This window comes from Mesorhizobium sp. M4B.F.Ca.ET.203.01.1.1, from assembly GCF_004791025.1.
In the GTDB taxonomy this organism is placed as follows: domain Bacteria; phylum Pseudomonadota; class Alphaproteobacteria; order Rhizobiales; family Rhizobiaceae; genus Mesorhizobium; species Mesorhizobium abyssinicae.
Genome location: NZ_SRUO01000003.1, coordinates 469,264 through 495,022 on the forward strand (window position 1 = coordinate 469,264; position 25,759 = coordinate 495,022).

22 protein-coding genes are annotated in these 25,759 nt (G+C 64.8%); 7 read left to right on the forward strand and 15 right to left on the reverse strand.

Going from position 1 to position 25,759, the window contains the following annotated elements; translation table 11 throughout:
* Positions 1-273 precede the first annotated feature (273 nt).
* Together polA and EN846_RS09080 are read left to right on the forward strand one after the other, a co-directional pair.
* On the forward strand, positions 274-3,237 hold the full coding sequence (polA, locus tag EN846_RS09075) for a DNA polymerase I (RefSeq protein WP_187331322.1): 2,964 nt from the start codon (positions 274-276) through the stop codon (positions 3,235-3,237).
* Between the two features lies 1 nt (position 3,238).
* A complete protein-coding gene (locus tag EN846_RS09080) occupies positions 3,239-3,868 on the forward strand; it encodes a LysE family translocator (protein ID WP_245493349.1) in 630 nt (209 codons plus the stop codon).
* Positions 3,869-4,023: 155 nt separating this feature from the next.
* Here the strand turns inward: EN846_RS09080 and EN846_RS09085 are convergent, their stop codons facing one another.
* Positions 4,024-4,428: a Fur family transcriptional regulator gene (locus EN846_RS09085; RefSeq protein ID WP_126058257.1), complete on the reverse strand. Its 405-nt coding sequence runs from the start codon at positions 4,426-4,428 to the stop codon at positions 4,024-4,026.
* A 232-nt stretch (positions 4,429-4,660) separates the two neighbouring features.
* On the opposite strand from EN846_RS09085, the gene EN846_RS09090 reads away from it, so the two are divergent.
* From EN846_RS09090 to EN846_RS09100, 3 genes are all read left to right on the forward strand, one after another.
* A complete protein-coding gene (locus EN846_RS09090) occupies positions 4,661-6,871 on the forward strand; it encodes a caspase family protein (protein ID WP_135858315.1) in 2,211 nt (736 codons plus the stop codon).
* A 104-nt stretch (positions 6,872-6,975) separates the two neighbouring features.
* A complete protein-coding gene (locus EN846_RS09095; protein ID WP_245478393.1) occupies positions 6,976-7,350 on the forward strand; it encodes a hypothetical protein in 375 nt (124 codons plus the stop codon).
* Positions 7,347-8,072: a hypothetical protein gene (locus tag EN846_RS09100; RefSeq protein WP_127283007.1), complete on the forward strand. Its 726-nt coding sequence runs from the start codon at positions 7,347-7,349 to the stop codon at positions 8,070-8,072. The genes EN846_RS09095 and EN846_RS09100 overlap by 4 nt, the downstream gene beginning before the upstream one ends.
* Before the next feature lie 98 nt (positions 8,073-8,170).
* On the opposite strand, the gene EN846_RS09105 is transcribed toward EN846_RS09100, so the two are convergent.
* Positions 8,171-9,274, reverse strand: coding sequence for a serine protease (locus tag EN846_RS09105; RefSeq protein ID WP_127392332.1), 1,104 nt, complete (start codon positions 9,272-9,274; stop codon positions 8,171-8,173).
* A gap of 389 nt (positions 9,275-9,663) precedes the next feature.
* Between EN846_RS09105 and EN846_RS09110 the strand changes: the two genes are divergently transcribed.
* A complete protein-coding gene (locus EN846_RS09110; RefSeq protein ID WP_245493445.1) occupies positions 9,664-10,758 on the forward strand; it encodes a trypsin-like serine protease in 1,095 nt (364 codons plus the stop codon).
* A gap of 72 nt (positions 10,759-10,830) precedes the next feature.
* Here the strand turns inward: EN846_RS09110 and mgrA are convergent, their stop codons facing one another.
* The 7 genes from mgrA to EN846_RS09145 form a co-directional block, all read right to left on the reverse strand.
* Positions 10,831-11,877, reverse strand: coding sequence for an L-glyceraldehyde 3-phosphate reductase (gene mgrA / locus EN846_RS09115; RefSeq protein ID WP_127392331.1), 1,047 nt, complete (start codon positions 11,875-11,877; stop codon positions 10,831-10,833).
* 133 nt (positions 11,878-12,010) lie between these two features.
* Positions 12,011-13,153 carry a Gfo/Idh/MocA family oxidoreductase gene (locus tag EN846_RS09120; RefSeq protein WP_127392330.1) on the reverse strand — a complete coding sequence of 381 codons (1,143 nt, stop codon included), beginning with the start codon at positions 13,151-13,153 and terminating at the stop codon, positions 12,011-12,013.
* 11 nt (positions 13,154-13,164) lie between these two features.
* On the reverse strand, positions 13,165-13,911 hold the full coding sequence (locus EN846_RS09125; RefSeq protein WP_127392329.1) for a sugar phosphate isomerase/epimerase: 747 nt from the start codon (positions 13,909-13,911) through the stop codon (positions 13,165-13,167).
* 39 nt (positions 13,912-13,950) lie between these two features.
* Complete coding sequence (gene ugpC, locus EN846_RS09130; RefSeq protein WP_127392328.1) at positions 13,951-15,045, reverse strand: sn-glycerol-3-phosphate ABC transporter ATP-binding protein UgpC; 1,095 nt, start codon at positions 15,043-15,045, stop codon at positions 13,951-13,953.
* Positions 15,046-15,050: 5 nt separating this feature from the next.
* Positions 15,051-15,986: a carbohydrate ABC transporter permease gene (locus EN846_RS09135; protein ID WP_127392327.1), complete on the reverse strand. Its 936-nt coding sequence runs from the start codon at positions 15,984-15,986 to the stop codon at positions 15,051-15,053.
* Positions 15,983-16,873: a sugar ABC transporter permease gene (locus tag EN846_RS09140; RefSeq protein ID WP_127392326.1), complete on the reverse strand. Its 891-nt coding sequence runs from the start codon at positions 16,871-16,873 to the stop codon at positions 15,983-15,985. The genes EN846_RS09135 and EN846_RS09140 overlap by 4 nt, the downstream gene beginning before the upstream one ends.
* A gap of 198 nt (positions 16,874-17,071) precedes the next feature.
* A complete protein-coding gene (locus tag EN846_RS09145; protein ID WP_127392325.1) occupies positions 17,072-18,328 on the reverse strand; it encodes an ABC transporter substrate-binding protein in 1,257 nt (418 codons plus the stop codon).
* A gap of 404 nt (positions 18,329-18,732) precedes the next feature.
* Here EN846_RS09145 and EN846_RS09150 point away from each other — a divergent pair, with 404 nt between their 5' ends.
* Positions 18,733-19,770 (forward strand): LacI family transcriptional regulator, encoded by a 1,038-nt coding sequence (locus tag EN846_RS09150; protein WP_128346823.1) that lies wholly within the window; start codon positions 18,733-18,735, stop codon positions 19,768-19,770.
* A 133-nt stretch (positions 19,771-19,903) separates the two neighbouring features.
* On the opposite strand, the gene gndA is transcribed toward EN846_RS09150, so the two are convergent.
* The 6 genes from gndA to EN846_RS09180 form a co-directional block, all read right to left on the reverse strand.
* Positions 19,904-21,328: an NADP-dependent phosphogluconate dehydrogenase gene (gene gndA, locus EN846_RS09155; RefSeq protein ID WP_127393812.1), complete on the reverse strand. Its 1,425-nt coding sequence runs from the start codon at positions 21,326-21,328 to the stop codon at positions 19,904-19,906.
* A 94-nt stretch (positions 21,329-21,422) separates the two neighbouring features.
* Entirely contained in the window at positions 21,423-23,054 is a 1,632-nt protein-coding gene (locus tag EN846_RS09160; protein WP_127393813.1) for a copper resistance CopC/CopD family protein, read from the reverse strand.
* Between the two features lie 56 nt (positions 23,055-23,110).
* Positions 23,111-23,632: a YcnI family protein gene (locus tag EN846_RS09165; RefSeq protein WP_127393814.1), complete on the reverse strand. Its 522-nt coding sequence runs from the start codon at positions 23,630-23,632 to the stop codon at positions 23,111-23,113.
* A gap of 32 nt (positions 23,633-23,664) precedes the next feature.
* Entirely contained in the window at positions 23,665-24,210 is a 546-nt protein-coding gene (locus EN846_RS09170) for a copper chaperone PCu(A)C (RefSeq protein WP_128346119.1), read from the reverse strand.
* A gap of 103 nt (positions 24,211-24,313) precedes the next feature.
* The gene (locus EN846_RS09175; RefSeq protein ID WP_128346118.1) at positions 24,314-24,664 is read right to left on the reverse strand and encodes a DUF2946 family protein; all 351 of its coding nucleotides are present in this window, start codon (positions 24,662-24,664) and stop codon (positions 24,314-24,316) included.
* 149 nt (positions 24,665-24,813) lie between these two features.
* Positions 24,814-25,716 (reverse strand): GntR family transcriptional regulator, encoded by a 903-nt coding sequence (locus EN846_RS09180; protein WP_127282993.1) that lies wholly within the window; start codon positions 25,714-25,716, stop codon positions 24,814-24,816.
* Positions 25,717-25,759 lie beyond the last annotated feature (43 nt).

Below are 25,759 nucleotides of genomic sequence, written 5' to 3' on the forward strand. Positions count from 1 at the left end.
TTGCGGCAGCCCGGAGAGGGGGGATAGGCTGCCGCAGTTGTCCGGGATAGGCGGGGGACGGGCCTTGCTCCGGACTTCGGCGAAAACTGCCGATGACCCATATTTGGGTCTGTGAACGTGGCGATTCAAGGGCACCAGTATTACACTTTTGTAACATGCCCGTGAGTGGCCGGATCATTCGGCGGCAGCCTCTGTCAGGGTGTTGCCGGAACCGGTGGTTTTCAGCCGCCTTTGGCATGGACCGCGCCGTCTGGCCGCGCTATCCCTGCCGGCATGAAAAAAGGCGATCATCTCTTCCTCGTCGACGGCTCCGGCTACATTTTCCGCGCCTATCACGCGCTGCCGCCGCTCAATCGCAAATCCGACGGCTTGCCCACCAATGCCGTGCTCGGCTTCTGCAACATGGTGTGGAAGCTGATGCAGGATGCCCGCAACACCGATGTCGGCGTGGTGCCGACGCATTTCGCCGTCATCTTCGACTATTCCTCGAAGACCTTCCGCAACGATCTCTACCCCGAATACAAGGCCAACCGCTCGGCGCCGCCAGAGGACCTGATCCCGCAGTTCGGCCTGATCCGCCAGGCGACCACGGCTTTCAATCTTCCCTGCATCGAGATGGAGGGCTTCGAGGCCGACGACCTCATCGCCACTTATTGCCGGCTTGCCTGCGAGGCTGGCGGCGACACCACCATCATCTCCTCCGACAAGGATCTGATGCAGCTGGTCGGTCCCACGGTCGGCATGTACGACCCGATGAAGGACCGCCAGATCGGCATCCCCGAAGTGATCGAGAAATGGGGCGTGCCGCCGGAGAAGATGATCGACCTGCAGGCGCTCACCGGCGACTCGGTCGACAATGTGCCGGGCGTGCCCGGCATCGGGCCGAAGACGGCGGCGCAGCTTCTGGAGCAGTTCGGCGACCTCGACGCGCTGCTGGCGCGCGCCGCCGAAATCAAGCAGGAGAAGCGGCGGGAATCGATCATCGCCAATGCCGACAAGGCGCGCATCTCGCGCCAGCTGGTGACGCTGAAGAACGACGTGCCGGTCGCCGACGGGCTCGGCGACTTCGAGCTGCATGCGCCGGATGGGCCGAAGCTGATCGGCTTCCTCAAGACCATGGAATTCACCACGCTGACCCGCCGCGTCGCCGAAGCGACCGGAACCGAGATCGGTGACGTCCAGGCCGCCGCCGTCACCATCGAGCGCGCCGATACCGCGCACGGACCCGATGTCGGAGCCGGCGCGCCGCCGGCAGCACGGGCCACGCCCGCCGGCAACGACGCCGACAAGCCAGCGCCGGCCATCCGGGGAGAAGACGCGCCGCCGCAGGGCGACACCCCTTCCCTGCTCTCGGCGCTTCGCCTGGAGCAGGCGGCGGCGCGCAAGATCGACACATCGGCCTATGTCGCCATTCGCGATGCAGCGGCGCTGACGGCCTGGATCGCCGAGGCACGGGAAGCCGGTGTCCTCGCCTTCGACACCGAGGCCAGCTCGCCCGACCCGATGCAGGCCGAGTTGATCGGCCTGTCCATGGCGGTCGCGCCCGGCCGCGCCGCCTATCTGCCGCTCCTCCACAAGAGCGGCACCGGCGACTTGCTGGGCGGCGGCATGCTGGGGAACCAGATCCCCGTCCGCGAGGCGTTGGCGCTGCTGAAGCCTCTCTTGCAGGACAGGTCCGTTCTCAAGATCGTGCAGGACCTGAAATACGACATCGTCGTGATGAGCCGCCACGGCATCGAGATCGGCCCATTCGACGACACGATGCTGATCTCCTATGTGCTTGACGCCGGCACGTCCGGCGGCCACGACCTGGCCGGCCTCTCGGAAAAATGGCTGGGCCATGCCCCGGCCTCCAAGAAGGAGCTTGCCGGATCGGGGAAAAGCGCCGTCGGCTTCGATCAGGTCGATATCGAGCGCGCGACCGCCTACGCCGCCGGGCAGGCCGATATCACGCTGAGGCTCTGGCAGGTGCTGAAGCCCAGGCTTGCCGCCAAGGGCCTGGTTTCCGTCTACGAGCGGCTGGAGCGGCCGCTGGTGCCGGTGCTGGCCCGGATGGAGCAGCGCGGCATCTCCGTCGACCGGCAGATCCTCTCCAGGCTGTCGGGAGAGCTGGCGCAGGGTGCGGCCCGCGTCGAGGAGGAGATCTACGGCATCGTCGGCGAGCGCATCAACATCGGCTCGCCCAAGCAGCTCGGCGACATTTTGTTCGGCAAGATGGGCCTGCCGGGCGGCTCGAAGACCAAGACCGGGCAATGGTCGACCTCGGCGCAGCTCCTGGAGGACCTTGCGGCCGAAGGCCATGAACTGCCGCGCAAGATCGTCGACTGGCGCCAGCTGACGAAACTGAAATCGACCTATACCGACGCGCTGCCTGGCTTCATCCATCCCGACACAAAACGCGTCCACACCTCCTATGCGCTGGCCGCGACGACAACGGGACGTCTCTCGTCCTCCGACCCCAATCTGCAGAATATCCCGGTGCGCACCGCCGAGGGGCGCAAGATCAGGACTGCCTTCATCGCCGAAAAGGGCCACAAGCTGGTCTCGGCCGACTACAGCCAGATCGAATTGCGGGTGCTCGCCCACGTCGCCGAGATCCCGCAACTCAAGCAGGCTTTCGCCGATGGCGCCGACATCCACGCCATCACCGCATCCGAGATGTTCAATGTGCCGGTCGAAGGCATGCCTTCCGAAGTGCGCCGCCGCGCCAAGGCGATCAATTTCGGCATCATCTACGGCATCTCGGCCTTCGGCCTCGCCAACCAGCTGTCGATCCCGCGCGAGGAGGCCGGCGCCTACATCAAGAAATATTTCGAGCGCTTCCCGGGCATCCGCGACTATATCGAGGCGACCAAGGCCTACGCCCGCGAGCACGGCTTTGTCGAAACCATATTCGGCCGCCGTATCCACTATCCGGAGATACGCTCGTCCAACCCGTCGATCCGCGCCTTCAACGAGCGCGCCTCGATCAACGCCAGGCTGCAGGGCACGGCAGCCGATATCATCCGCCGCGCCATGGTGCATATGGAGGAGGCGCTGGAGAAGGCCGGCCTGTCGGCCCGCATGCTGTTGCAGGTGCATGACGAGCTGATCTTCGAGACCGTGGAGTCCGAGGTCGAGGCGACGCTTCCCGTCGTGCGCCGGGTGATGGAGAACGCGCCGATGCCGGCGGTGTCGATGTCGGTGCCGCTGCATGTCGATGCGCGGGCCGCCAACAACTGGGACGAGGCGCATTGATGTGAACGCGTTGCTGCCGTCCTCGACAGCCCCGGTCCTCTCCTTTTCGCTTGCATGCCTGCTGATCGAACTCACGCCGGGTCCGAACATGACCTATCTGGCGCTGATTTCCGCCAGCCAGGGACGCCGCGCCGGCTTTGCCACGGTGGCGGGTATCGCCTCGGGACTGGCGACCGTCGGCGCGGTCGCGGCCTTCGGCGTCGCCGAACTGATCCAGGCATCTCGGCCGCTCTACGAGGGACTTCGCTGGGCCGGGGTGCTGTTCCTTCTCTACCTCGCCTGGGAAGGCTGGACCGCGGGAACGGACGTCGTATCGAGCGCCGGCGGCGCGCACGGCAAGCATTTCATGCGCGGGCTCGTCACCAATCTCCTGAACCCCAAGGCGGCGGTCTTTTACGTCGCGGTGCTGCCGACCTTCGTCGACGCCTCACGGCCGGTCCTTTCCCAGACAGTCATGCTCACCGCGGTCTATGTGGCGATCGCGACTGCTGTTCACGGCGTCATCGTTGTGCTGGCGGGGACGCTGGAACCGTTCCTCAACGATCCAAGACGGGAGCGATTTGCCCGACGGCTGCTTTCCGCCCTGCTGGCGCTGGTCGCGTTCTGGTTCGCCTGGTCGACCGCGCGCTGATGCGATTCGCTCCGGGGTCTGTTGAGATTCAGGTCAGGCCGAGCCGAGAAGGGTGGGTTCCGAGAACCGGAGCGGAGCGTACTTGAGGTACGCGAGCACGGGAAACGCTGGAGCCCGCCATTTGCAGGCCGGCCTCACCTGAATATCAATAGACCCTAGGCCGCCTCGGCCCGGCACTTGGCGCATACACCGCGAAACTCGATTACCGCCTTCTTGGCGGCAAAGCCCGTCGAGCGCACCCATTCGTCCAGACGGTGGTCGACATCATGGTCGGACATCTCGGTCACCTGGCCGCATGTGTCGCAAATGGCGAAGGCGGTCATCGAATGGCTGTGGTCGTGCGGCTCGGCGCAGGCGACGAAGGAGTTGAGGCTCTCCAGCCGGTGCACGAAACCCGACTTCACCAGCGTATCGAGGGCGCGATAGACCTGCAGCGGCGCGCGAAAGCCGCGTTCGCGCAGCTGGTCGAGCAACATATAGGCGCTGAGCGGTCCGCTGGCGGCCTCGAGCTTTTCGAGCACGCACAACTGGTTCTTCGTCAGCACATCCCTTGCCGCCATGGTCCTGCTTCCAGTCTGCTTGCGCCGTCCGCGCGCCATTTGCGCATGCAAGTGGCCTGAATTCCACTGAGATAGCGACGAACCGCCTCTTTTGCCACTGTTTCCGTCGCCATCGACGGCACCGCTTCGGTGATTGGTCATCGCCATCGCGCAACCAGCCTTCAAAATACTGACAAAATCATCGACGAGGGTTACCACTGCTTGCGAATTCGATCGGGCTTGGGGGGCATCCATGATCAGATTGACACGCCGGACGCTGCTTGTCGGCGCCTCCGCGCTGACGGCTGCGGGGACGTTGTCGTTCCGTGCGCTTGCCGCCCAGCGCACCTATCACGCGCTGCTGGTCGCTTGCACCGACTATCCGAACCTGCCGAAGAAGAACTGGCTGATCGGGCCGAAGAACGATGCCGGCCTGGTGCGCGACTACCTGCTGAGGAACACCCCGGCCCCGGTGAAGTTCGCGCCCGGGAACGTCACCCTGCTTGCCAAGGATGTCGACGGCGCCGCCGGCCTGCCGACGCACGCGGCGATCAAGGCGGCGCTGGCCAACCTCGCTGCCAGGGTCAAGCGCGACGACTTCGTCTATCTGCATCTGTCCGGCCATGGCGCCCAGCAGCCCCAGGCGACCAAGGGCGACGAGACCGACGGCCTCGACGAGATCTTCCTTCCCGTCGACATCGAAAAATGGGTCAACCGCGAGGCGGGCGTGCCCAACGCGCTCGTCGACAATGAGGTCGGCGCCGCGCTCGACGCCATCCGCGACAAGGGCGCCTTCGTCTGGGTGGTGTTCGACTGCTGCCATTCCGGCACGGCGACACGCGCCGCCAAGGTCGACGACGAGATGGAGCGCAAGGTCGAGTTTGCCGATCTGGTCGGCGGCGGCGAGGCCGAACGGGCAGCTGCCGTGAAGCTCTATGCGGACATCGCGGCGACCGCGACGCGCGGCTTCGACGAGAACGGCCAGCGCAAGCCCGCCTTCCACCTGACGCCGACTGGCGCCGAATCGACCGCCAAGGGCAAGCTGGTCGCCTTCTATGCCGCGCAGACCGTCGAAACGACGCCGGAGATGCCGCTGCCCAAGGGCACCGCCGATGCGCCGCGCTTCGGCCTGTTCACCTTCACCATCCTGTCCAAGCTGGCCGAGAACCCCGCAGTCACCTACCGCCAGCTCGGCCAGGCGGTACTGCAGCAATATTCGGCCGACAGCCGCACGCGGCCGACGCCGCTCTTCGAAGGCGAGCTCGATGCGCGCGTCTTCGGCACCGACAGGGCCGATGCGGTCATGCAATGGCCGCTGGTCGTCAAGGACGGTGCGGCGACGATTGGCGCCGGGCTGCTGCAGCGACTCACCCCCGGAAGCAAGCTCGCCATCCTGCCTTCGGCCCTGTCGCAACTGTCTGAAGCGCTCGGCTATGTCGAGGTGCAGTCGGCCAGGAACCTGGAGAGCTGGGTGAAGCCGGTGGAGCTCGACGGCAAGCCGGCGCTGACGCTGGCTGATATCCCGGCCAATGCCTATGCGCGCGTCGCCGAGCTCGCGGTCGACTACAAGCTCGTGGTGGCGCGGCCGGCGGCGACCGACGGCCTCGACAAGGAGACCGCGCTGGTGAATTCGGTTCTGGACGAACTGGCGGCCAGGGAGAAATCCGGCTTCCACGTCGAGCTGGTCGAGCCCGGCAAGAGCGCCGATCTGCGACTGGCGGTGCTGCGCGAGAACGCGATCGCCGGCGCCGCGGCCGCTGCCACCGACAAGCCGGCGCTGTGGTTCCTGCCGGCCTCCGGCGATGTGAAGGACGGCGGCAGGCCGCCGCTGATAATCATTCACCCGGATGATCGCGCCAAGCTAGTCGAGGCGACGGCGAAGAACCTGACCACCATCTTCCGCGCCACCGGCCTCTCCAGGCTGGCCGCCGCGTCCGACTACCGGCCGGAAGAGGTCAGCGTCGAGTTCGAGATCAGGCGCCAGGGCGGCGACGCACTGGAGCCGCTGCAGGCCTCGACCGTGCCGCGCGTCTCGCCGGGCGACGAGGTGCATATCAGGGCCAGGAACGATTCCGACAAATATGTCGACATCAACGTGCTCTATGTCGGCAGCGACTATTCCATCACCCATATCGTCGCCGAGCGGCTGGCGCCCGCCAACGGCTCGCCGGATGCCGGCTTGCGGGAGGGGCTGCTGGCCTTCACCGACACCAGCTTCGGCATGGAGCGGATGATCGCCGTGCTGACCGAGGCACCGCCGCAGAGCGAGAAGGAGGACCTGAGCTTCCTGGCGCAGGACGGCGTGCCTTCGGCCACCCGCACGGTCGGCGGCTCCGGCTTCTCCGACATGCTCGCCGATATCGGCATGGCACCTTCGACACGCTCGGTGATGAAGCTTGCCGACAGGAGCGGCCCGAAGGGCGCGGTGATGATTTTTCCGATGGAGACAGTGCCGCGCGCCTGAGCGCAGGCCGCCGCAAAAGCCTGTCGCAACCGCTGCATCGGCTCTTGCGCGACCGGCCTTGTGCGTGGACATTCTGGCGCGGCACGGAAAGGATGAGGACGCTTGTGAGAACCAACCTGCATTACTGGCTCGGAGCGGGCCTTCTTTTCGCGGCGCTGCCGCTCGCCCCTGCCTGGGCGGAGGAGAGCTGCGGCCTCTGCGCCAAGCAGATCGTCACCAATTCCGAACTGGCGGGCTGCTTTCTCGACCAGTACGACCAGATCGCCAAGACCGGCAACGAAGCCGTCGTGGTCGATCTCAGCGACTGCGCCTCGCGTGGCGTGGTCGAGGCCCTGCCCTCGCCGAACAAGGCACCCGCCGAACCGGACGTGCAGTTCATGGTCTCGCGCCCTCAGCTCGACTGCCTGAAAAGGAAGCTTGAGGCGCCGGGCATCGTGCTCGACCCGACCGCCACCATCGATCTGGACAGCTGCCGATGAAGAAGCCGGGGGGCAAGGTGACAGAACAAGTAGTGCCTGCGACGGCGCTGACGACGGCCGAGCCTTCGCCGGCCAAGAAGGCCGAGGCGCTGCCGGAAACCACCGAGGGTTTCCCGTGGCCGAGCAGCCACGAGATCAAGAAGGAATCGAACCCCTTCACCGATCGCGACTGGCGCATGCTGGCCTACGCCTGGTCGGGCCTTTTGGTGCGGCTTGTGATCATCTTCACGCTTCTGTTCTCCGTCTTCCAGTTCCTGGCCAACCAGGAGCAGAAGCGCGTCGAGCAGACCATGGCGCTGGTCGAGCTCTGGGAGAGCAAGGACTTGCAGCAGGCGCAACGCGCGCTCAAGGAGCGGCTGGCGGCGCTGAACACCAAATACGACAATCTGCTTAGCGCCAATCCGACGCCGACCGAGGAACAGGTGTTCAGGCAGCGCATCGGCATCGAGGCGATGACCGGCGATGGCGGGAGTATGCCGCTTGCCGATTTCAGCGATCACTTCGACCGCATCGTCTATTTCCTCAACCGCCTTTCCATCTGCGTCGAGAGCGACCTCTGTTCGCGCAAGGTGGCGGACGCCTATTTCCGCGACTATGCCGTTTCCTTCTGGAGTTATTTCGCCGGCTATATAGACAAGCAGCGCAAGGCCGGCTCCGCCAACTTCGCCTCGGCGATCGAGACCTATGTGCGCCAGGAGCAGCCCGAGGCGACGTCCAAATAAGGGCGAAGCGATCGGTGGCCCGGATGTGAAAAACCGGCAGTGGGATCAACCCTACCGCCGGTTGTTCGATCGCTCCTATCAGCGGGTCGGAACAAGCCTCATTTGTAGAGGCTGTTGATCCACTCGATATTGGCGGCGTGGAGCCTGACCGCGGTGTTGGCGTCCGGACTTTCGGCGACGTTCACGCCGGTGATGACACGCTGCTTGGCGGCGTTGTCATAGGCGTAGACCGAGCTGCCGCTCGAACCCGGGAACGTATCGCAATCGTACTGGAAATAGTCCGTGCCGATGTTTTCGGCATGCACTTCGCAACTTGCCTTCCACATCGTGCCCATCGGCTTGTCGCCGGGATAGCCGACGATATTGGCGGTGAAGTCGCCCAGATCCTCGTAGTTGGCATAGCCCAGCCAGCCGAGATTGGTGCCGACATCCTGCTTCAGCGTGACGATGCCGAGATCCCACGGCACGACCGAGCCGTAGAAACCCTGGTAGTTGTCGATGAAGCCCTGCAGGACATAGGCGCTTTCATAGGTGAAGGCGCCGAACGGCGCATCGTCGGCGGTGCTGCCGTTGAGGCCCGGCACGAACAGATATTCGTCGAGCCAGGCGCCATCCTCATGGCTGTAGAGGCAGTGCGCCGCGGTAAGCACGGTGCGCGGACCGATCAGCGTCGCCGAGCAGCTGCCGAACTTGCCGGTCTTGGGCGACTTGGCCTCGAGATAGCCGATGGCCGAGAACGGATAGGTCTTGGTGTTCTTGACCTGCTCGCGGTCGTCTGTGCCGAACACCTGGCGGCCTGCTTCGCCTTCCGTCAGCCCGGGGTCTCCGGTGTTCTGCGGACCTGAAGCGTCGGCCCCCCCGTCGGCCGGTTTGTTCAGTTCCTCGATGATCAGTTCCTTCAGCGCCTCGTTCGCCTCGATCTTGATCTCCTTGCCGTCGGCGGAACGTCCGACGATGCCATAGGACTTGACCGCCGCGTCCTCGTCGGCGAGCGGTGCGGCGCGGCTGGCCTCGTCCTCGGTCAGTTTCGGCGGCGCGATCGGCTTTGCCCGGCCCGGTTTGTAGTCGCCCGATCCCGCATCGCGCATGCTTTCGCCATTGCCGGCATTGGCAGTGCCGGGATTGGCGGCGAAGGCGGGCACCAGCCACATCGCGGTGGAAAGAAACGCGGACGCAATGATGGTGTTCGTCAGTTTTGTCACGGTGAGACTCTCCCAAAAGTCAGCAAGGACTGGATCAAGATACAGAAATATTGTCGAGATCGTGGTGGCGCCAAAACCGAGTTTTGGTAACGCCGACCAGATCATTGCCCCGCGCGGTCAGTTGAGGCCCCCGCCAAAAACTCCCCTTCGATATACTGCCTAAAATATTCCAACATTGGCAATGACAAATCGCTTCCACGTAGCCCGTGGGGGGCTATAGGTTTGAGCGGGTTCTGCTCGCGGGCACGATTAGCAGAAGTGGCATTCGGTTTTATGACCGGTTTGCGCGCCGATCCGGGCTGCGCGTGGCCGGTCGTTCAAAACCGGTGCCTCGGGCAGCGGATCATGCGCCGGGCCGGCCTGTTCGGGAACGTTCGTCTCAGGAGGTCATGGTGAACATCATCCATCGGTTCAGGCCGCTCGCCACAGCACTGCTGGCCGGCATCGCGGCGCTCGCGACGCTCAACGCCATCCACGCGGCCGATGGGCCCGCACGGCCGGAAGCAGCAGTCTCGCCAATGAAGCGCGTCGCGGAAGCAAGGGCGAAGGCCAAGGCCGAGAACCCCGACGGCGCCGATCGCGTCTATGGCGGCAAGGAGGCCGAGAAGGGCGCTTTTCCTTTCCAGGTGGCGCTGCTGACAAGCGACAGGCTGGACGCCAGCCCGGCCTCGCAGCCGGACGCCCAGTTCTGCGGCGGCAGCCTGATCGCGCCACAATGGGTGCTGACGGCCGCGCACTGCCTCGTAGACAACGGCCGGCCGATCCCGGCGGGCGCGGTCACCGTGCTGACCGGCGCCACCGATCTCGGCGAAGGCAAGCGCTACAAGGCGGCGGAGGTGATCGTCAACGAAGGCTATAGTGAGCAGACGATGGACAACGACCTCGGCCTGATCCGGCTGGCCGAGCCGGCGGACGCGCCGACGATCAAGGTCGCCCGTGAGGCAACGCCAGACAGCGGCAAGACCACGGTCACCGGCTGGGGCAAGATGCAGGACGGCACCTTCCCGACGGCACTGATGGTCGCCGACCTCGACCTGCAGCCGAACGCGACCTGCAACAGCGGCATCAAGGACATCTACGCGCGCGACCTGAAGACAGCACTTGGCGACCTTTCCCATCGCATGCGCTATTCGGAAAAGGGCATCGACGCGGCGGCCAGCGCCATTGCCGCCGACATGTCGGATCCGCTGACCGGCAACATGATCTGCGCCGGCACCGCCAGCGGCGAGCGCGATGCCTGCAATGGCGACAGCGGCGGCCCGCTGTTCATGACCGGTGCCGACGGCCCGGTCCAGATTGGCGTCGTTTCCTGGGGCGAAGGGCCGAATGACGGCAGTGCGGCCTGCGGCCACAAGAACGCCTACGGCATCTATACGCGGCTGGCCAATTACAGCGGCTGGATCGAGGAGAAGATGAAGACCACGCCGGCGCCCGCAAAGCCCAAGGCCGGTGTCGGTACCGCGCAGAAGCCGGCCAAGCCTTGAGCCTCCCGCCTCTCTCAAAACAAAAACGGCGGGCAAGGCCCGCCGTTTCTTTTCACGCCATGCCGACGCCATCTACTTGCGCGGCGGACCCTTGCGCTCCGCCGAGGCCGCCCACAGATTGATGTCGGCCTCGCGCGCGTAGCTGTCGATCTCGGCCAGTTCCGCATCGCTGAAGTCGAGTGTCTTCAGCGCGCCGACGCAATCCTCGACCTGCTCCGGCCGGCTGGCGCCGATCAGCGCCGAGGTGACCCGGCCCCTGCGCAGCACCCAGGCCAGCGCCATCTGCGCCAGCGTCTGGCCGCGGCGGCCGGCAATGGCGTTCAGCGCCTTGATGTTGGTGATCGTCTTGTCGTTGATGAAGGCGGGCCTGAGCGACTTGCTTTGCGAGGCGCGGCTGCCCTCCGGGATGCCACCCAGATATTTGTTGGTCAGCATGCCTTGCGCCAGCGGCGAGAACACGATCGAGCCGACGCCGAGCCCTTCCAGCGTGTCGAGCAGCCCGTCCTCCTCGACCCAGCGGTTGAGCATCGAATAGCTTGGCTGGTGAATGATGCAAGGCGTGCCGAGCTGCTTCAATATGTCGGCCGCCTCACGCGTACGCTGCGAATTGTAGGACGAGATGCCGGCATAAAGCGCCTTGCCCGAGCGCACCGCATGGTCGAGCGCGCTCATCGTCTCTTCCAGCGGCGTGTCGGGGTCGAAACGGTGCGAATAGAAGATGTCGACATAGTCGAGCCCCATCCGCTTCAGGCTCTGGTCGAGGCTGGCCAGCACATATTTGCGCCCGCCCCACTCGCCATACGGCCCCGGCCACATCTCGTAGCCGGCTTTGGTCGAGATGATCAGCTCGTCGCGATAGGCGGCGAAATCGGTGCGCAGGATTTCACCGAAAGCGGTCTCCGCCGAGCCCGGCGGCGGACCATAGTTGTTGGCGAGGTCGAAATGGGTGATGCCGAGGTCGAACGCCTTGCGCACGATCGCCTGCTTGGTCTTGTGCGGCGTGTCATTGCCGAAATTGTGCCACAGCCCGAGCGAGATCGCGGGCAGCTTCAGCCCAGACCGCCCACAGCGGTTGTAGAGCATTTTCTCGTAGCGGTTTTCGGCGGCGACATAGGGCATGGGAAATCCTCGGATCTGAACGGATCGGCATGGTTCACCGCAACGCGCTGACCATGCCCTGCGGCCCACCCTTTACCCTCTCCCCGAGAGAAGGGGGAGAGGGCCAGTCAAAATTATCGATAATCTCAGCGGTCTATTTCCTCTTCGCCAGCAGGTCCTTGGCTTCCGTGACGCCGAGTGCGGCCGGCCGCTCGCAGGTCGTCTGCATGGCGACGAACTTGCCCGTTTCGCCCGAGCGCAACAGGCCTGTCATCACGTCGACGGCGTGCAGCGCCAGCTCCATCGAGCAGCGGTGCGGCCGCCCCTCCGCGATCGCCAGCGCCATGTCGGCAAGGCCGGCGGTGCGGTAGTTGGCCATCATGCCTTGCGAATGCATTTCGTTCGGCACGCCGAACGGATGCTTCCATTTCGGCAGCTTCTTGACCGGTTTCGCCGCCTCGGTGAAGCGCACGTCGCCGCCGAAGAAATTCGGATCCGGCACGTACACCGTTCCCGCCTCGCCATAGAGTTCCATCGGCGCATGGCCGTGGCTCCAGACATCCCAGCTGGTGTTGAGCGTCACCACCGCGCCGTTCTCGAACTCCAGCAGGCCGTGGATGGTGGTCGGCGTGTTGACCGGGATTTTCTCGCCCGCGCGCGGTTTCGACGAAATCGTCCGTTCCTTGGCCGGCGTCGAGGCGAAGGCCGCGACCTGCTTCACCGGCCCGACCAGCTGGATCAGGTTGGTGATGTAGTACGGCCCGATGTCGAGCACCGGGCCGGCGCCCGGCTGGAAAAAGAAATCCGGATTGGGATGCCAGTGCTCCATGCCGTGACCCATCACATGGCAGGTGCCGCTGGTGATCTTGCCGAGCGCGCCGGTGTCGATCAGGTTGCGCACCAGCTGATGCGCGCCGCCGAGGAAGGTGTCCGGCGCCGAGCCGATGCGCAGTCCCTTCTTCTCGGCCCGGCCTTTCAGGTCGAGCCCCTCCTTGATCGATAGCACGAACGGCTTTTCCGAATAGACGTGCTTGCCGGCGTCGAGGATCTCCTTCGACACCTCATAGTGCACGGCCGGAATCGTCAGGTTGACGATGATGTCGATGTCGTCCGCCTTGAGCAGGTCATTGACCGTCTCGGCGCGCAGCTTGAACTCCTTCGCCCGCGCCTTCGCAGCGTCCATGTTGATGTCGGCGCAGGCACGCATCTCAATGCCGCGGAACAGCGGCGCCAGCGAGAAATACGCTTTCGAGATGTTGCCGCAGCCGATAACGCCGATACCCAGTTTCTTTGCCATGTCGATTGTTCCTAGTAAGCCTTGACGGATGCGATGGAGCGGCGGGCGAAGCGCTCGATGTCGTTGGGGTTGTCCTGCTCCATGACAAAGTACTTGGCGGCGCTCTTGGCGCGCAACGTCTTGATCAGGCCGGCCCAGTCCATCGTGCCATGACCGACATCCGACCAGCCATCCTCGTCGAGGCCCTCGCCCGGCTTGGCGATGTCCTTGACGTGGACGGCGCTGATGCGCTTGCCGTGCTTCTCGATCCAGGGCAGCGGATCCGCGCCGCCGCGCACCACCCAGGCGACGTCCATCTCCCAGCTGATATCGGGTGCGGCGGCAAAGATGTGGTCCTGCGGCACCGAGCCGTCGGCAAGTGCCTTGAACTCGAAATCATGATTGTGCCAGGCAAAGCCATAGCCGGCCTTCTTTGCCGTCTCGCCGACCTTGGCCAGTCGCTCGCCGAAACCGCGCCAGCCGGCAGCGTCCGCCGGCCTCTGCTCGGGGAGCAGATAGGGGCAGATCAAAAGCGTGACGCCGAGCGCGTCGGCGATCTTGCGCACGCCGTCGAAGTCGTTCTCGAGCGCGTCGATCGAGAAATGCCCGGTCGGCATGGCCAGCCCGTTCTTGTCGAGCTCGGCGCGGAAGGATTTCGGATCGTCATAGACGCCGCCAAACCCTTCGACTTCCTTGTAGCCGAGCTTGCCGAGCGTCTGCAGCACCCCTTCCCAAGGTTGGAAATTGCGGGCGCTGTAAAGTTGGAATGACCAGTTCATCGTCTCTGTCCGTTTCTTGGGGGATGGCTGCTTGGGAGGTTAAAGGCGGTTGCCGGTTTGCGCGTCGAAGAGCGAGGCGCGCATTGGATCGAAACCAATACTGACCGCGTCCGCATTGCTTGGCGTGCGCTCCGACGTCACCCTGACGGTGAAATTCTGCCCGCCGAGCTTCAGCCAGACCAGCGTGTCGGAGCCCATCGGCTCGACGACCTCGACATTCGCCGTCGCCGAAAACGGCCAGCCCGAGCCGCTGTTGAAGGCGACATGCTCGGGGCGCATGCCGAACACGGCCAGTCCCGGCGTCGGCTCCTTCTCGAAGGCATAGGTGCCAAGCGGAATGCGCACATCCTCGACGACGAAGTGCCAGTCGCCTTTGTCCTTCTCCAGACTGCCGTCGATGAAGTTCATCGCCGGCGAACCGAGGAAGCCGGCGACGAAGCGGTTGACCGGGCGGTTGTAGATCGTCTGCGGAGCGTCGAGCTGCTGGATGACGCCGCCCTTCATCACCGCGATGCGGTCGGCGAGCGTCATAGCCTCGATCTGGTCATGGGTGACGTAGATCATCGTGTTCTCGAGCTTGCGGTGCAGCAGCTTGATCTCGACGCGCAGTTCCGCCCGCAGCTTGGCGTCGAGATTGGAAAGCGGCTCGTCGAACAGGAAGACGTCGACGTCGCGCACCAGCGCGCGCCCGATCGCCACGCGCTGGCGCTGGCCGCCGGAGAGCGCCGACGGCTTGCGTTGCAGGAGCGGCTCGATCTGCAGGATCTCGGCGGCGCGCGCGATGCGCCTGGCGATCTCGTCCTTGGGCACGCCGGCGACGCGCAGGCCGAAGGACAGGTTCTTCTCCACCGTCATCTGCGGATAGAGAGCGTAGGACTGGAACACCATGCCGATGCCGCGGTCCTTGGGCTCTTCCCAGGTGACGTTCTTGCCCTTGATGAAGATGCGGCCGTGCGAAATGTCGAGCAGACCGGCGATGCAGTTGAGCAAGGTCGACTTGCCGCAGCCCGACGGCCCGAGCAGCACGATGAACTCGCCCTCGGCGACGTCGAGGTTGAGCGTCTGCAGCACCGACACGGCGCCGAAATTCAGCGACAGATCCTCGATCGACACGCTGGTACCGTTCTGCGTCATATCCACTAGCCTTTCACCGCGCCGGCGGCGATGCCGCGCACGAACCATCTTCCGGAGATGAAGTAGATGAGCAGGGGCACCGCCGCCGTCAGGATGGTGGCCGCCATGTTGACATTGTACTCCCTCACCCCGGTGGTGGTGTTGACGATATTATTGAGCTGCACCGTCATCGGCCAATTGGGCCGCCCGGCAAACACGATGCCGAACAGGAAATCGTTCCAGATGCCGGTGACTTGCAGGATGACGGCGACGACGGTGATCGGCACCGACATAGGCAGCATGATGTAAAAGAAGATGCGCCAGAAACCTGCGCCGTCGACACGCGCCGCCTTGAACAGCTCGACCGGTATCGCCGCGTAGAAATTGCGGAACAGCAGCGTCAGGATGGGCATTCCGAAGATCGTGTGCACGATGATGATGCCGGGCAGCGACGCGAACAGCCCGACCGAACTCAGTCCGATGATCAATGGATAGATCACGACCTGATAGGGCACGAAGGCGCCGAACACGAGCAAGCCAAAGAGCAGGTTGGCGCCCTTGTACGGCCAGAAGGTCAGCGCGTAACCGTTGATCGACGCGCAGATGATCGAGATGACCACGCTCGGAACGGTGATCTTCACCGAATTGTAGAAGCCTGGACTGAGGCCGTTGCAGTCGCGGCCGGTGCAGGCATGCAGCCAGGCGTCGATCCAGGGCTGAAAGGTCGGCTCGCCCGGAAGGTTGAAGAGATGTCCCAGCCTGATCTCGGGCATCCCCTTCAGGGAGGTGACGATCATGATGTAGACCGGGATCAGGAAGAAGAGGGCCGCAACGATCAGGAAAGCGTAAAGGCCGATGCGGCCGGCAGATACCCGTCGCGGTTTCGGCCCGAACGGACCCACGCCGGCCTGATCCGGCGCTTCCTGGACGAGCTGGGTGGCGGTGATCTGGCCAGCGGTCATACGCCCACCTCCCGATTGCGCCGCCACAGCAGAATTCCGCTGAAAGCTAGCACGACCAAAACCGGCAGCAGCATCATCGTTGCCGCGGCCATGCCCTGGCCGACGTTCTGACGCACGGTGATGAGCTGGATGACGTAGACTGCCGGCATGGACGTGGCGATGCCGGGACCGCCGCCGGTCATGGCGATCACCAGGTCGTAGACGCGCACCACGCTGACGCACTGGAGAACGAAGGCGGTGGCGAAGGCGCCCTTCATCATCGGCGCCACGATGGAAAGGTGCGTGCGCCACGTCGGGATGCCGTCGACCTTCGCCGCTTTCCAGATATCCTCGTCGATGCCGCGCAGGCCTGCAAGCAGGATCGCCATCGTCACGCCCGAGCCCTGCCAGATACCCGCCACGACCAGCGCGTATATCGCCGTCTCGGCGTCGACCAGCGGGGCGAAGCTGAAGCTCGACCAGCCCAGATTGCGCAGCGCCGCCTGCAGACCGAGATTGGGGTCGAGCACCCACTGCCACACCAAGCCAGTGACGATCAGTGACATGGCGAAGGGATACAGGAAGATCGATCGGAACAGGTCCTCCTGGCGGATACGCTGGTCCATGAAAACGGCGAGCAGGTAGCCGAACACCATGTTGCAGGTGATGGACATCAGGCCGAAGAACCAGATGTTGTTGACCGAGACGAGCCAGCGGCTATCGGCCCACAGGCGCCTGTATTGCGCCAGGCCGACGAAATCGTAGGTGGGGAACAGCTTCGAGCTGGTGAAGGACCAAAGCACCGAAAAGCCGATGCCGATCACGAACACGCCGACGGCGACGAGAATCATCGGTATCGTCCCGATGACGGCGGGGAGGTGAAATCTGCGCCTCCAACTCCTCTGCATCGTCCGTCTATCTCCGCTTCCACCGACACGCTGGGTGGTTTGCCGACGTGAACGCCGTTGTCAGAACCACCGGGTTGCGTACCGCTGCTGCTTCCCGTCCTGCTGCTATGAACCCGTCGCCGAGGGAACGGCTCTTTCCCGTCGAGACGCGACAGAGGCGCCGCCGCAACAGCGGCGCCTCTGGGTGCTGATCGGTTCCTAGTCGGAATTGCCTATGATGGTAGAGAACTTCGCAGTGGCGTCGTCAGCAGTCATGGAGTCATCCGCGAAGAACTGCGCGACGAGCTCATTGATCTGCTGATTGGTGTTCTCGGTGATGAACCGGTTCGTCGCCGTGACGATGTTGGCCGGGTCTTCCACCGCTTTCAGCGACTTCTGCATGCACGGGTCGGCCGTCGACATGTCGACATCGCCACGCACGGGCATCGAACCCTTGGCGTTGTTGAAGGCGACCTGAACCTCCGGGCTGATCAGCAACGCCGCAAGGCGTTTCTGCGCTGCTTCGACATCCGGATTGTTCTGCTTGAAGAACAGGATAATGTCGCCGTCGGTGCTGACCACCGGCTTCTCCTCGTTCAGGCCGATCATGCAGCCGAAATCCTTGACGCCGGTCATGCCGGCGGCCGCGAACTCGCCGCGCGCCCAGTCGCCCATCACCTGAAGTCCGGCCTTGCCGGTGATCACCAGGTTGGTGGTGTCGTTCCAGTTGCGGTTGGCGTAGCCGTTGTCGGTGAACTGCTTCAGCGACCTCAGCTGCGTGAAGACGCCTTTCATCTCGGCGCCGCCGGCAATTTCGGCGCTCTTCTTGGTATACATCTCGTCACGCTTGGCGACACCGAGGGCCTCGGTGACCATGTCCTGGAAGAGCAACTGGATCTGCCAGCCGTTTCCGTCGCCGCCGATGGCGAAGGGAATGGCGCCTGATTCCTTGATCTTCGGCGCGGCCGCGATGAAATCGGCCAGGTTCTTCGGCTCCGGCACTCCCGCTTTCTCGAAGACCGGCTTGGAATACCAGGCCCAGTAGTTCGAATGGATGTTAACCGGAACGCACCACCAATGGCCGTCGACGAGGCAGGCGCTGCCGATCGCCTTCGGGCGAATGACCTCATCCCACTTGCCAGCGGTCGCGACGTCCGTCAGGTCGAGCAGCTTGCCGCCCGAGATCAGTTCCTCGTATTGTCGGCCGGGATTGAACTGGGCCGCCCCGGGTGGGTCACCGCCGAGCACGCGCTGCATGACGGTAGAGCGGGCGGTCTCGCCGAGAGCGATGGCGCTGTCCACCCACTTGTCGCCGTGGCCGTCATTGTCAAAGGCCTTTGCGAACTGCGAGACCGCCGCCGACTCGCCCTTCGACGTCCACCAGTGAATCACTTCCAGGTCGGTTGCGGCCGCCGGACCGGCGAACTGCAGCGCGGCCGTCGCCGCCAGCGCAGGAGTCAGGATTTTGTATCGCATTTCGGTTCCTCCCAAGAATCTGAAACGTTACAGATTTTCGATACGGCAATTGCACGACATGCGCAACCCCTCACGCAAACCCCGCTTCGATATTTTTCGGAGCGCGAACAAAATAGTTCCGCCAGCCACGAGTTTGTGCACCGCAACACGCAAAGCTGCGCTGCAAAACGCTAGAAGCTGGCAAAAAACTTGCCCGAAACGCCTTCCGCGCTGATTCCCAACGACTTTCCGAGCCGGGAGAGCACGCCAGGAAAAGGCAGACCTGGCCCAGAACAGACAACGGTCGTGACAATCTGTAACGTTTCAGTGTATGGGGATTTTGTCGGACGGGGACTGCCCGCCTGACGATAGCGGCGATTGCCGGCCGGCCCGGCGACTGCTATGCGCCTGACGGGCGGGACGATATGGACAGGGACCAGACGGACAGGGATGGCGAAACGCCGGCCAGGCCGACGCTGAAGACGCTTGCCTTCATGACGGGGCTGGGCGTCACCACCGTGTCGCGCGCCTTGAAGGACGCCCCCGAGATCGGCGCCGAGACCAGGCGGCGCGTGCAACTCGTCGCCAGGCAGATAGGCTACCGGCCGAACCGCGCCGGCGTGCGCCTCAGGACCGGCAAGACCAATGTCATCAGCCTCGTGCTCAACACCGAGCGCGAGATCATGAGCTTTGTTTCGGACATCATCTACGGTGTCTCGGAGGTGATCGCCGACACGCCCTATCACCTGATCGTCACGCCCTATTCGCGCTCGCAGGATCCGCTGGATCCGATACGCTATCTGGTCGAGACGGGCTCGGCCGACGGCATCATCATTTCGCGCACCCAGCCGGACGATCCGCGCGCCCGCTACATGCTGGAGCGCGGCATTCCCTTTGCCACGCACGGCCGCACCGACATGGGGCTCGTGCACCCCTATCATGATTTCGACAACTACGCCTTCGCAGGCGAGGCGGTGCGCTATCTCGCCAGCATCGGCCGCAGCCGGCTCGCCCTTGTGACGCCACCGGTCGGCCTCACCTACTATGGCCATACGCTGAACGGCTTTGCCGACGCGCTGAGTGACGTCGGCGCCAGCGAGGTGCCGTTCAACACCGTGTCCATCGACCAGTCGATCGAGCAGATCAGGATGCGGACGGCGCAGTTGATGCAGCGCCGGGACCGGCCGGACGGGTTCGTCAGCAGCGCCGCCGCGGCGACGCTCGCCGTCGTCGCCGGCATCGAGGATGCCGGCCTGAAGCTCGGCCGCGACGTCGACGTGGTGTCGAAGCAGTCGTCGGAACTGCTGCATCTGTTCCGGCGGGAACTGCTGGTCGTCAACGAGAACTTCCGCCTTGCCGGCTCCGAGCTGGCCCGCTCGGTGCTCGGCTGGATCGGCGGCTCCGAACCCGGCTCGCTGCAATCGCTGAGCAAGCCGAGCGAGGTTCTGCCCTATCGCGGCTGATTGGCGCGACTTGAGAGACAGGTCAGGCCGAGTCGGAGTCGAAGACGGGCGCGAAGCGACCAAACTGGGTGGCTTCCGAGAACCGGAGTAGAAGCGCAGGAGGCCGCCATTTGCAGGCCGGCCTTACCTGCCCTTAGGCCGCGCCGCTGCCCCAGGGTCCATGGCACGCGCCCTGCTCGCCGATGCGCTCGAAGCCGTGCGCGCCGAAGAAATCGCGTTGCGCCTGGATCAGATTCGAGGTGCCGCGCCCCTGGCGGTAGCTGTCGAAGTAAGCGAGCGCCGACGACAGCGCCGGCACCGGCGAGCCGGCTTCCGACGCCCGCGCCACGATCCTGCGCAGTGAAGGATGCGCCTCCTGCATCATGGCGATGAAGGCCGGCGCCATCAGAAGATTGGTTGACGCGCTGCCAGAGCCGAACGCCTCGGCCATCGTGTCCAGCATCTGCGAGCGGATGATGCAGCCGGCGCGCCATATCTTGGCGATGGTCGGCATCGGCAGGTTCCAGTTGAATTCCTTCGAGGCGCCGCTCATCACCGCGAAACCCTGCGCGTAGGCGGCGATCTTGCCGGCGAACAGCGCCAGCTCCAGATCCTTGAGCAGGGCGGCCTTGTCGCCGGCGATCTTGGCGACGCCGATATTGCCATAGGCCTTTTCCGCTGCCTGCCGCTCATCCTTGATCGACGACAGCACGCGCGCCGCAACCGCCGCTTCGATCGCGGTCGCCGGAATGCCGAGTTGCTGCGCCTCGATGACCGACCATTTGCCGGTGCCCTTCTGGCCCGCGCGGTCGAGGATGATGTCGACCACCGGCTTGCCGGTCTTCGGATCGTCGGCGGCCAGCACCTTGGCGGTGATTTCGATCAGATACGAATTGAGCCGGCCCTTGTTCCAGTCGGCGAAGACGGCGCCGATTTCTTTCGGGCCCAGGCCGAGGCCGTCGCGCAATATGCCGTAGATCTCGGCGATCATCTGCATGTCGGCATATTCGATGCCGTTGTGGATCGTCTTGACGAAATGGCCGGCGCCGTCGGTGCCGAGCCAGGCGGCGCAGGGCTCGTCCTTGAACTTGGCGGAGATGGCCGTCAGCACCTTCTCGACGCGCTTCCAGGAGTCTTCCGTGCCGCCGACCATGATCGACGGGCCATGCCGCGCGCCCTCCTCGCCGCCGGACACGCCCATGCCGATGAAGGTCAGGCCCGAGCCGGAGAGCTCGGAGAAGCGCCGCATCGTGTCGCGGAAATTGGCGTTGCCGGCATCGATGACGATGTCGTTGTCGGACAGCACGCCGCGCAGCGCCGCGATCTGCTCGTCGACCGGCTTGCCGGCCAGCACCATGATGATGATCGGCCGCGGCGGCCGGATCGCGGCGGCGAGTTCCTCCAGGCTGTAGCAGGGCACAACCATGTCCTTCAGCGGCCCGGCGCCCGCGACGAAGGCGTCGGTGCGCGACGCGGTGCGGTTGAAGACGGCGATGCGGTGTCCATGCTCGGCGATGTTGAGCGCCAGGTTGGAGCCCATCGTGCCAAGGCCGATCAGGCCGATTTCGGCTTTTTCCATCGTTTCTTCCCTGCTTTCCGAATTTCGTTTGGTCGCGTTTTGCCGGGATGATTGACGGGCCTTTGCGATGGCGTCAACCGCCTCGAGCAATTTGTCACTCGGCGCGGATGTCGATCGGCGCCTCTATCTTCACCACCTCGAAATCCGAAACCAGAATATCGAGCCGCACCGTCCAGCGGCCGGGAACCGGAATGATCAGGTTGTCGACGCGCCAGGTGCCATCGCCGGGCTTCGTCGCCGGTCGCTTGATCGGCTCGATGCCGGAATCGGGTTTCGACAGAACCAGCGTCACCTGCTTGGCGTCCAACGGACCGAAATCGCCAGTCATGATCACCATCGAGGCCGCGACTTGGCCGGCATGGCCGGGCACGATGCTGAGATCGGCCATCGCTTTCAGCGTGTGGATGTGGATCGACACCGGCTGCGCGGCGGCGATCGCCAGCGCGCGCGGCGGTGGCGTGAAACGCCAGCCGGCGGCGACGGCGAAGATGGCGGCCACGATCAGGACCTCAGCGCCGATCGAGCGCGCCAGCCGCCGCTGCACCTCGGTGGCGCCGGCTTCGGCCGGAGCCGTCAGCGTCCAGCGGTTGACCGTGGCGAGCGTGAACAGGAACAGGAGCAGCACCAGCTTGACCAGCAGCAGCCTGCCATAGGCGGTGTTGACCAGCGCCGCCGGCGTCTGCACCTGGATGACGGCAAGCACGATGCCGGCGGCGGCAAGCACGGCGACGACCGGCAGGATCGCGCGCGAAAACCGATGCAGGAAAGCCCCGGCATCCTTCGACTGCTGCCTCACCGAAAGCCCGAGCGGCACCAGCGCGCCGGCCCAGAAGGCGATGCCCGCGCCGTGTAGGAACACCATCGGCCGCGTCAGCCATTGTGGTTCCGCCGCGCTGGCATGGCCGCTGGCGGCGAGCGCGGCGCCGACGCCGGCCAGTCCGGCAAGGGCAAGCGGCTTGCGGCCGCCGCGCGGCCCGGCCAGCGACAGCAGGCCGAGACCGAGCGCTATCAGCGCGATCAGAACGGTCCAGCCGAAGCTGGTGGCGAACGCTGTCTGCCAGACCACCGGCTGCGCCAGCCGGGCAAGCGGCGCGCCCAGCGCATCGAGCCCCTGCAGCCCGAGCGACATTGGCGCGGCAACCAGGCCGCACAGGATCGCGCCGATGACGAAGCGCCGGCCGCAGCGTTGGTCCTCGGCCAGCCAGGCAAGCGCGAAGGCGCCGCCGACACCGAAAAACAGGCCGATATAGAGCAGGACCTTGCCGGTCCAGATGGCTGACCGCAGGTCCCAGTCGACCGCCTCCCCAGCCACCGGCGGAGCGCTCGGCGCGCCGATGGAGAAGAGCACGGAGCCGCCGACCGGATGGCCGTCCTCCGAAATCACCCGCCAGCTCAGCACATGCGTGCCGGCTTTCAGCGTCTCGGGATTGTCGATCTCGATGGTCTGATCGTCGAGCCGGTAGGAGGTCAGGACAAGCCGAGTGCCGTCCGGCCGCACCAGGTTGAGCACCAGCGGCGACACCGGCTCGCTGAAGCTCAGCGAGAACCTTGCCGGGCTTTGCGCCAGCACCGCGCCGTCCACGGGATCGGCGTTGATCAGCGCCGCATGCGCGAAGGCGCGGTCCGGCAGCGCCATAGCCGCAAACAGCAAGATGACGGCCAGAAGCCGGGCAAAAAGCCGGGCAGCTCGCCAGTCGTCGATGCAGGTCCTTGTGGAAGCGCTCATGCCACCATCTCGAAGCAGGCGGCGCGCGCCCTGGAACGGAGCGCGCCGCCAGGAGATCATTTCTTCGGCAGCAGCTTGATGCCGGGCGCCGGATTTTCCAGCTCGTCCTCCTCCTGCCCCGCGGCCGGTATCTCGATCCAGCGCGCCGCGGCGCCGCCCTCGCATTCCTGTACGACGGGGAAGTAGAGCATCTGGCCGACAGGCAGATCCGCCGTCAGATTGGCTCTGAAGACGAACTCGTCATAGAATTCGTCCGGCAGATTGCCGCCGCTCCAGTCGACCTCCTTGACGCCGGTGGTCAGCGTCTCGCCATAGAGCTGGTAGGACTTCTCGTACTTGCCTTTCTTGGTCTGCAGCGTCCAGCCGGGTTTCGGCATCGGCTTCACCGAGATCACCCCTTCCGGAATCTGCACGCGCACGGCGGTCGTCGCCTTGCCCTCGCAGCCATGTGGCAGTCGAAGCACCGCCTTGTAGGTAGAACCGACAGGCGCTTCCTGGGTTTCCAGCGTAACATGGGCCAGCGCCACATTTGTCCCGAGCGCGAAAAGCACGCCGGCCGTCAAAAGATACTTGTTCATGATTGTCCCTCGAAGTTTGTGTGATTGCCGGGTCACTCGGCGTGGTCCATGTCGGTGTCGCCGGTTTCACCCATGCCTTCGACTTCGAACTCGACGGTGACGCTGCCGGCCTTCTCGAAGGTTAGCGTCGCCGGGAATTTTTCGCCCTGCTTGGGCTGCCGCTTCAGCCCAACGAACATCAGGTGATAGGCGCCCGGCTTGAGCGCCACCTTGCCGCCGGGCGGGATTTCGAGGCCGCCGCTGACCGGGCGCATGGTCATGACGCCGTCCTTGACGCCCATCTCATGCAGTTCGGCCTTCTCCGAAATGTCGGAGGCAATCGCCAGCAGCCGGTCCGGCGAGCTGCCTTTGTTGATGATGGTGAAATAGCCGCCGGCGACCTTGGCGCCGGCAGGCGTGGCCCGCGACCAGGGATGCTCGATTTCGAGATCGCCGGCCTTGAATTCATGCGCGAAGGCGGCGCGAGCGCCGACCAACAGCATGGCGAGGGTGGAAAGGACGATGCCGAGGCGCTGCCAGCGCCGGGATCGGTTGCTGCGGCCAGACGCGCTGGCCTGCGTTGCGATAAAGGAAAACATGGTTGCTCCATGATGCGGTGATCGCACCGCCGCGATGCCGCGGACGGTCCGATAGTTGGATGAATGCGCCCGCGAAAGGTTCCGCGAGACGAGCCGGGACGGATCAGGCCGTCGCTGGCGGCGCGCGCGGGTTCGATGGAGAGCGATCGCGGGCGAAATCGACATGGGTGAAGGCCGGCGGCGCGAACACCACGGCCTCGAGCACGAGGCTGCGGGCGGGAACGCTAGCATCGGGCGGCGGCGCGTGGGCCGCGGAAACCATGCTGCAGCCCAGCACGCAGCAGGCCGGCATGTGCTGCCGGTGCGGATCGCTGCCGGGAAGCTGGGCAGCGCCCTCATGCGTGCAGATGACATTGCCGAAGGCGTCGAGCTGCGCGGCGGCGGGCCCGGCCGCGAAGGCGCCAAGTGCCGACTGGAGCAAAAGCATCAAGGCCGCGACGAACGCGACCCTCATGCTCCATCGACCCCGCCGGATGTCCAAGTTTTGCCTCTCCACGCAGCAACGGCAGATACCTAGCATGCGGCCAACGGAGCGAAAATCGCCAAATCATGGCTGCGGCAACGCGGCGCGACCAATGCGTATCGCCGGGACCCCGGCGCGACTCAGGCGTGTTGCGGCTGCCGCCCTTCGGGGATCGAGGTCAGCAACGTCTGGCGCGCCGACTTCAGATGTTTGCGGCAAGCGGCGTCGACCCTGCCGAGATCGCGCGATTTCAGCGCCGCGATATAGGCCAGATGTTCCTGGACGGCGACCTCGTTGCGCTCGCGCTCCTGCGCCTTGTTCCACTGGTAGTGATAGTGGAAGATCATGGCGATGACGTCGTAGAAATCGACGATGAAGCGGTTGTGCGAGGCGCGGTGGATCAGCCGATGGAAGCGCTCGTCCAGCTCGGAAAACGCGGTGAAGCGCGTGGCGATCTCGCGCGCCAGCTGGTGGTGCTCATCCTCCAGCCGGTCGAGATCGGCCCAGACCGGGCTCTCCTCGGGCAGGGCGGCAAAAGCGGCCGCCGAGCGCAGCTCGAACATCTCGCGGATCTCGGTCAGCTCGATCGCGAAAGCACGGGTAAAACCCTTCAGCACCCAGTGGCTGTTGCGTCGCTTCTCGATCAGGCCGAAGCGCGAGAAGCGGATCAGGAATTCGCGCACGCTGGTGGTGCCGACGCCGATCTCGCGCGCCAGCTCCAGCTCGTTGATCTGCATGCCGGCCTCGGCGCCGCCGGCAAGCAGCCGGCGCATGAAGGAGCGCTCGATGATCTCGGCCAGCGTGTCGGTCTCCTCCTCGGGGAAGAAGTCGTCCGGCCGCGGCGCCCTGAGCACGGTCTTGCTGCGCTTGTTCCACGCGATGAGCCCGGTTTCTTCCATGCGCGCCAGGATGCTGCGCACCGTGGTGCGGCTGACGCCGAGCAGCGTGCCGAGCTCCGGTTCCGACGGCAGGCTCTGCGTCTCGTCGAGCAGCCTGAGGCAGCGGTTGTAGGCGTCCTTGTAGACGTTGTTGCTTTTCGACATCCCCCGCCCCGTTGCGCGCCGGCGCTTGCAGCGGTCGGCCTGA

Bases quoted from the DNA above. Each gene is read 5' to 3' on its own strand.
- EN846_RS09135 (WP_127392327.1), bottom strand. From the start codon at position 15,986: ATGACCGCTGGCCAGATCACCGCCACCCAGCTCGTCCAGGAAGCGCCG.
- EN846_RS09145 (WP_127392325.1), bottom strand. From the start codon at position 18,328: ATGCGATACAAAATCCTGACTCCTGCGCTGGCGGCGACGGCCGCGCTG.
- EN846_RS09100 (WP_127283007.1), top strand. From the start codon at position 7,347: ATGAAGAAGCCGGGGGGCAAGGTGACAGAACAAGTAGTGCCTGCGACG.
- gndA (WP_127393812.1), bottom strand. From the start codon at position 21,328: ATGGAAAAAGCCGAAATCGGCCTGATCGGCCTTGGCACGATGGGCTCC.
- EN846_RS09090 (WP_135858315.1), top strand. From the start codon at position 4,661: ATGATCAGATTGACACGCCGGACGCTGCTTGTCGGCGCCTCCGCGCTG.
- EN846_RS09085 (WP_126058257.1), bottom strand. From the start codon at position 4,428: ATGGCGGCAAGGGATGTGCTGACGAAGAACCAGTTGTGCGTGCTCGAA.
- EN846_RS09140 (WP_127392326.1), bottom strand. From the start codon at position 16,873: ATGCAGAGGAGTTGGAGGCGCAGATTTCACCTCCCCGCCGTCATCGGG.
- mgrA (WP_127392331.1), bottom strand. From the start codon at position 11,877: ATGCCCTATGTCGCCGCCGAAAACCGCTACGAGAAAATGCTCTACAAC.
- EN846_RS09120 (WP_127392330.1), bottom strand. From the start codon at position 13,153: ATGGCAAAGAAACTGGGTATCGGCGTTATCGGCTGCGGCAACATCTCG.
- EN846_RS09160 (WP_127393813.1), bottom strand. From the start codon at position 23,054: ATGAGCGCTTCCACAAGGACCTGCATCGACGACTGGCGAGCTGCCCGG.
- EN846_RS09110 (WP_245493445.1), top strand. From the start codon at position 9,664: ATGGTGAACATCATCCATCGGTTCAGGCCGCTCGCCACAGCACTGCTG.
- EN846_RS09170 (WP_128346119.1), bottom strand. From the start codon at position 24,210: ATGTTTTCCTTTATCGCAACGCAGGCCAGCGCGTCTGGCCGCAGCAAC.
- EN846_RS09125 (WP_127392329.1), bottom strand. From the start codon at position 13,911: ATGAACTGGTCATTCCAACTTTACAGCGCCCGCAATTTCCAACCTTGG.
- polA (WP_187331322.1), top strand. From the start codon at position 274: ATGAAAAAAGGCGATCATCTCTTCCTCGTCGACGGCTCCGGCTACATT.
- EN846_RS09180 (WP_127282993.1), bottom strand. From the start codon at position 25,716: ATGTCGAAAAGCAACAACGTCTACAAGGACGCCTACAACCGCTGCCTC.
- EN846_RS09165 (WP_127393814.1), bottom strand. From the start codon at position 23,632: ATGAACAAGTATCTTTTGACGGCCGGCGTGCTTTTCGCGCTCGGGACA.
- EN846_RS09175 (WP_128346118.1), bottom strand. From the start codon at position 24,664: ATGAGGGTCGCGTTCGTCGCGGCCTTGATGCTTTTGCTCCAGTCGGCA.
- ugpC (WP_127392328.1), bottom strand. From the start codon at position 15,045: ATGACGCAGAACGGTACCAGCGTGTCGATCGAGGATCTGTCGCTGAAT.
- EN846_RS09150 (WP_128346823.1), top strand. From the start codon at position 18,733: ATGGACAGGGACCAGACGGACAGGGATGGCGAAACGCCGGCCAGGCCG.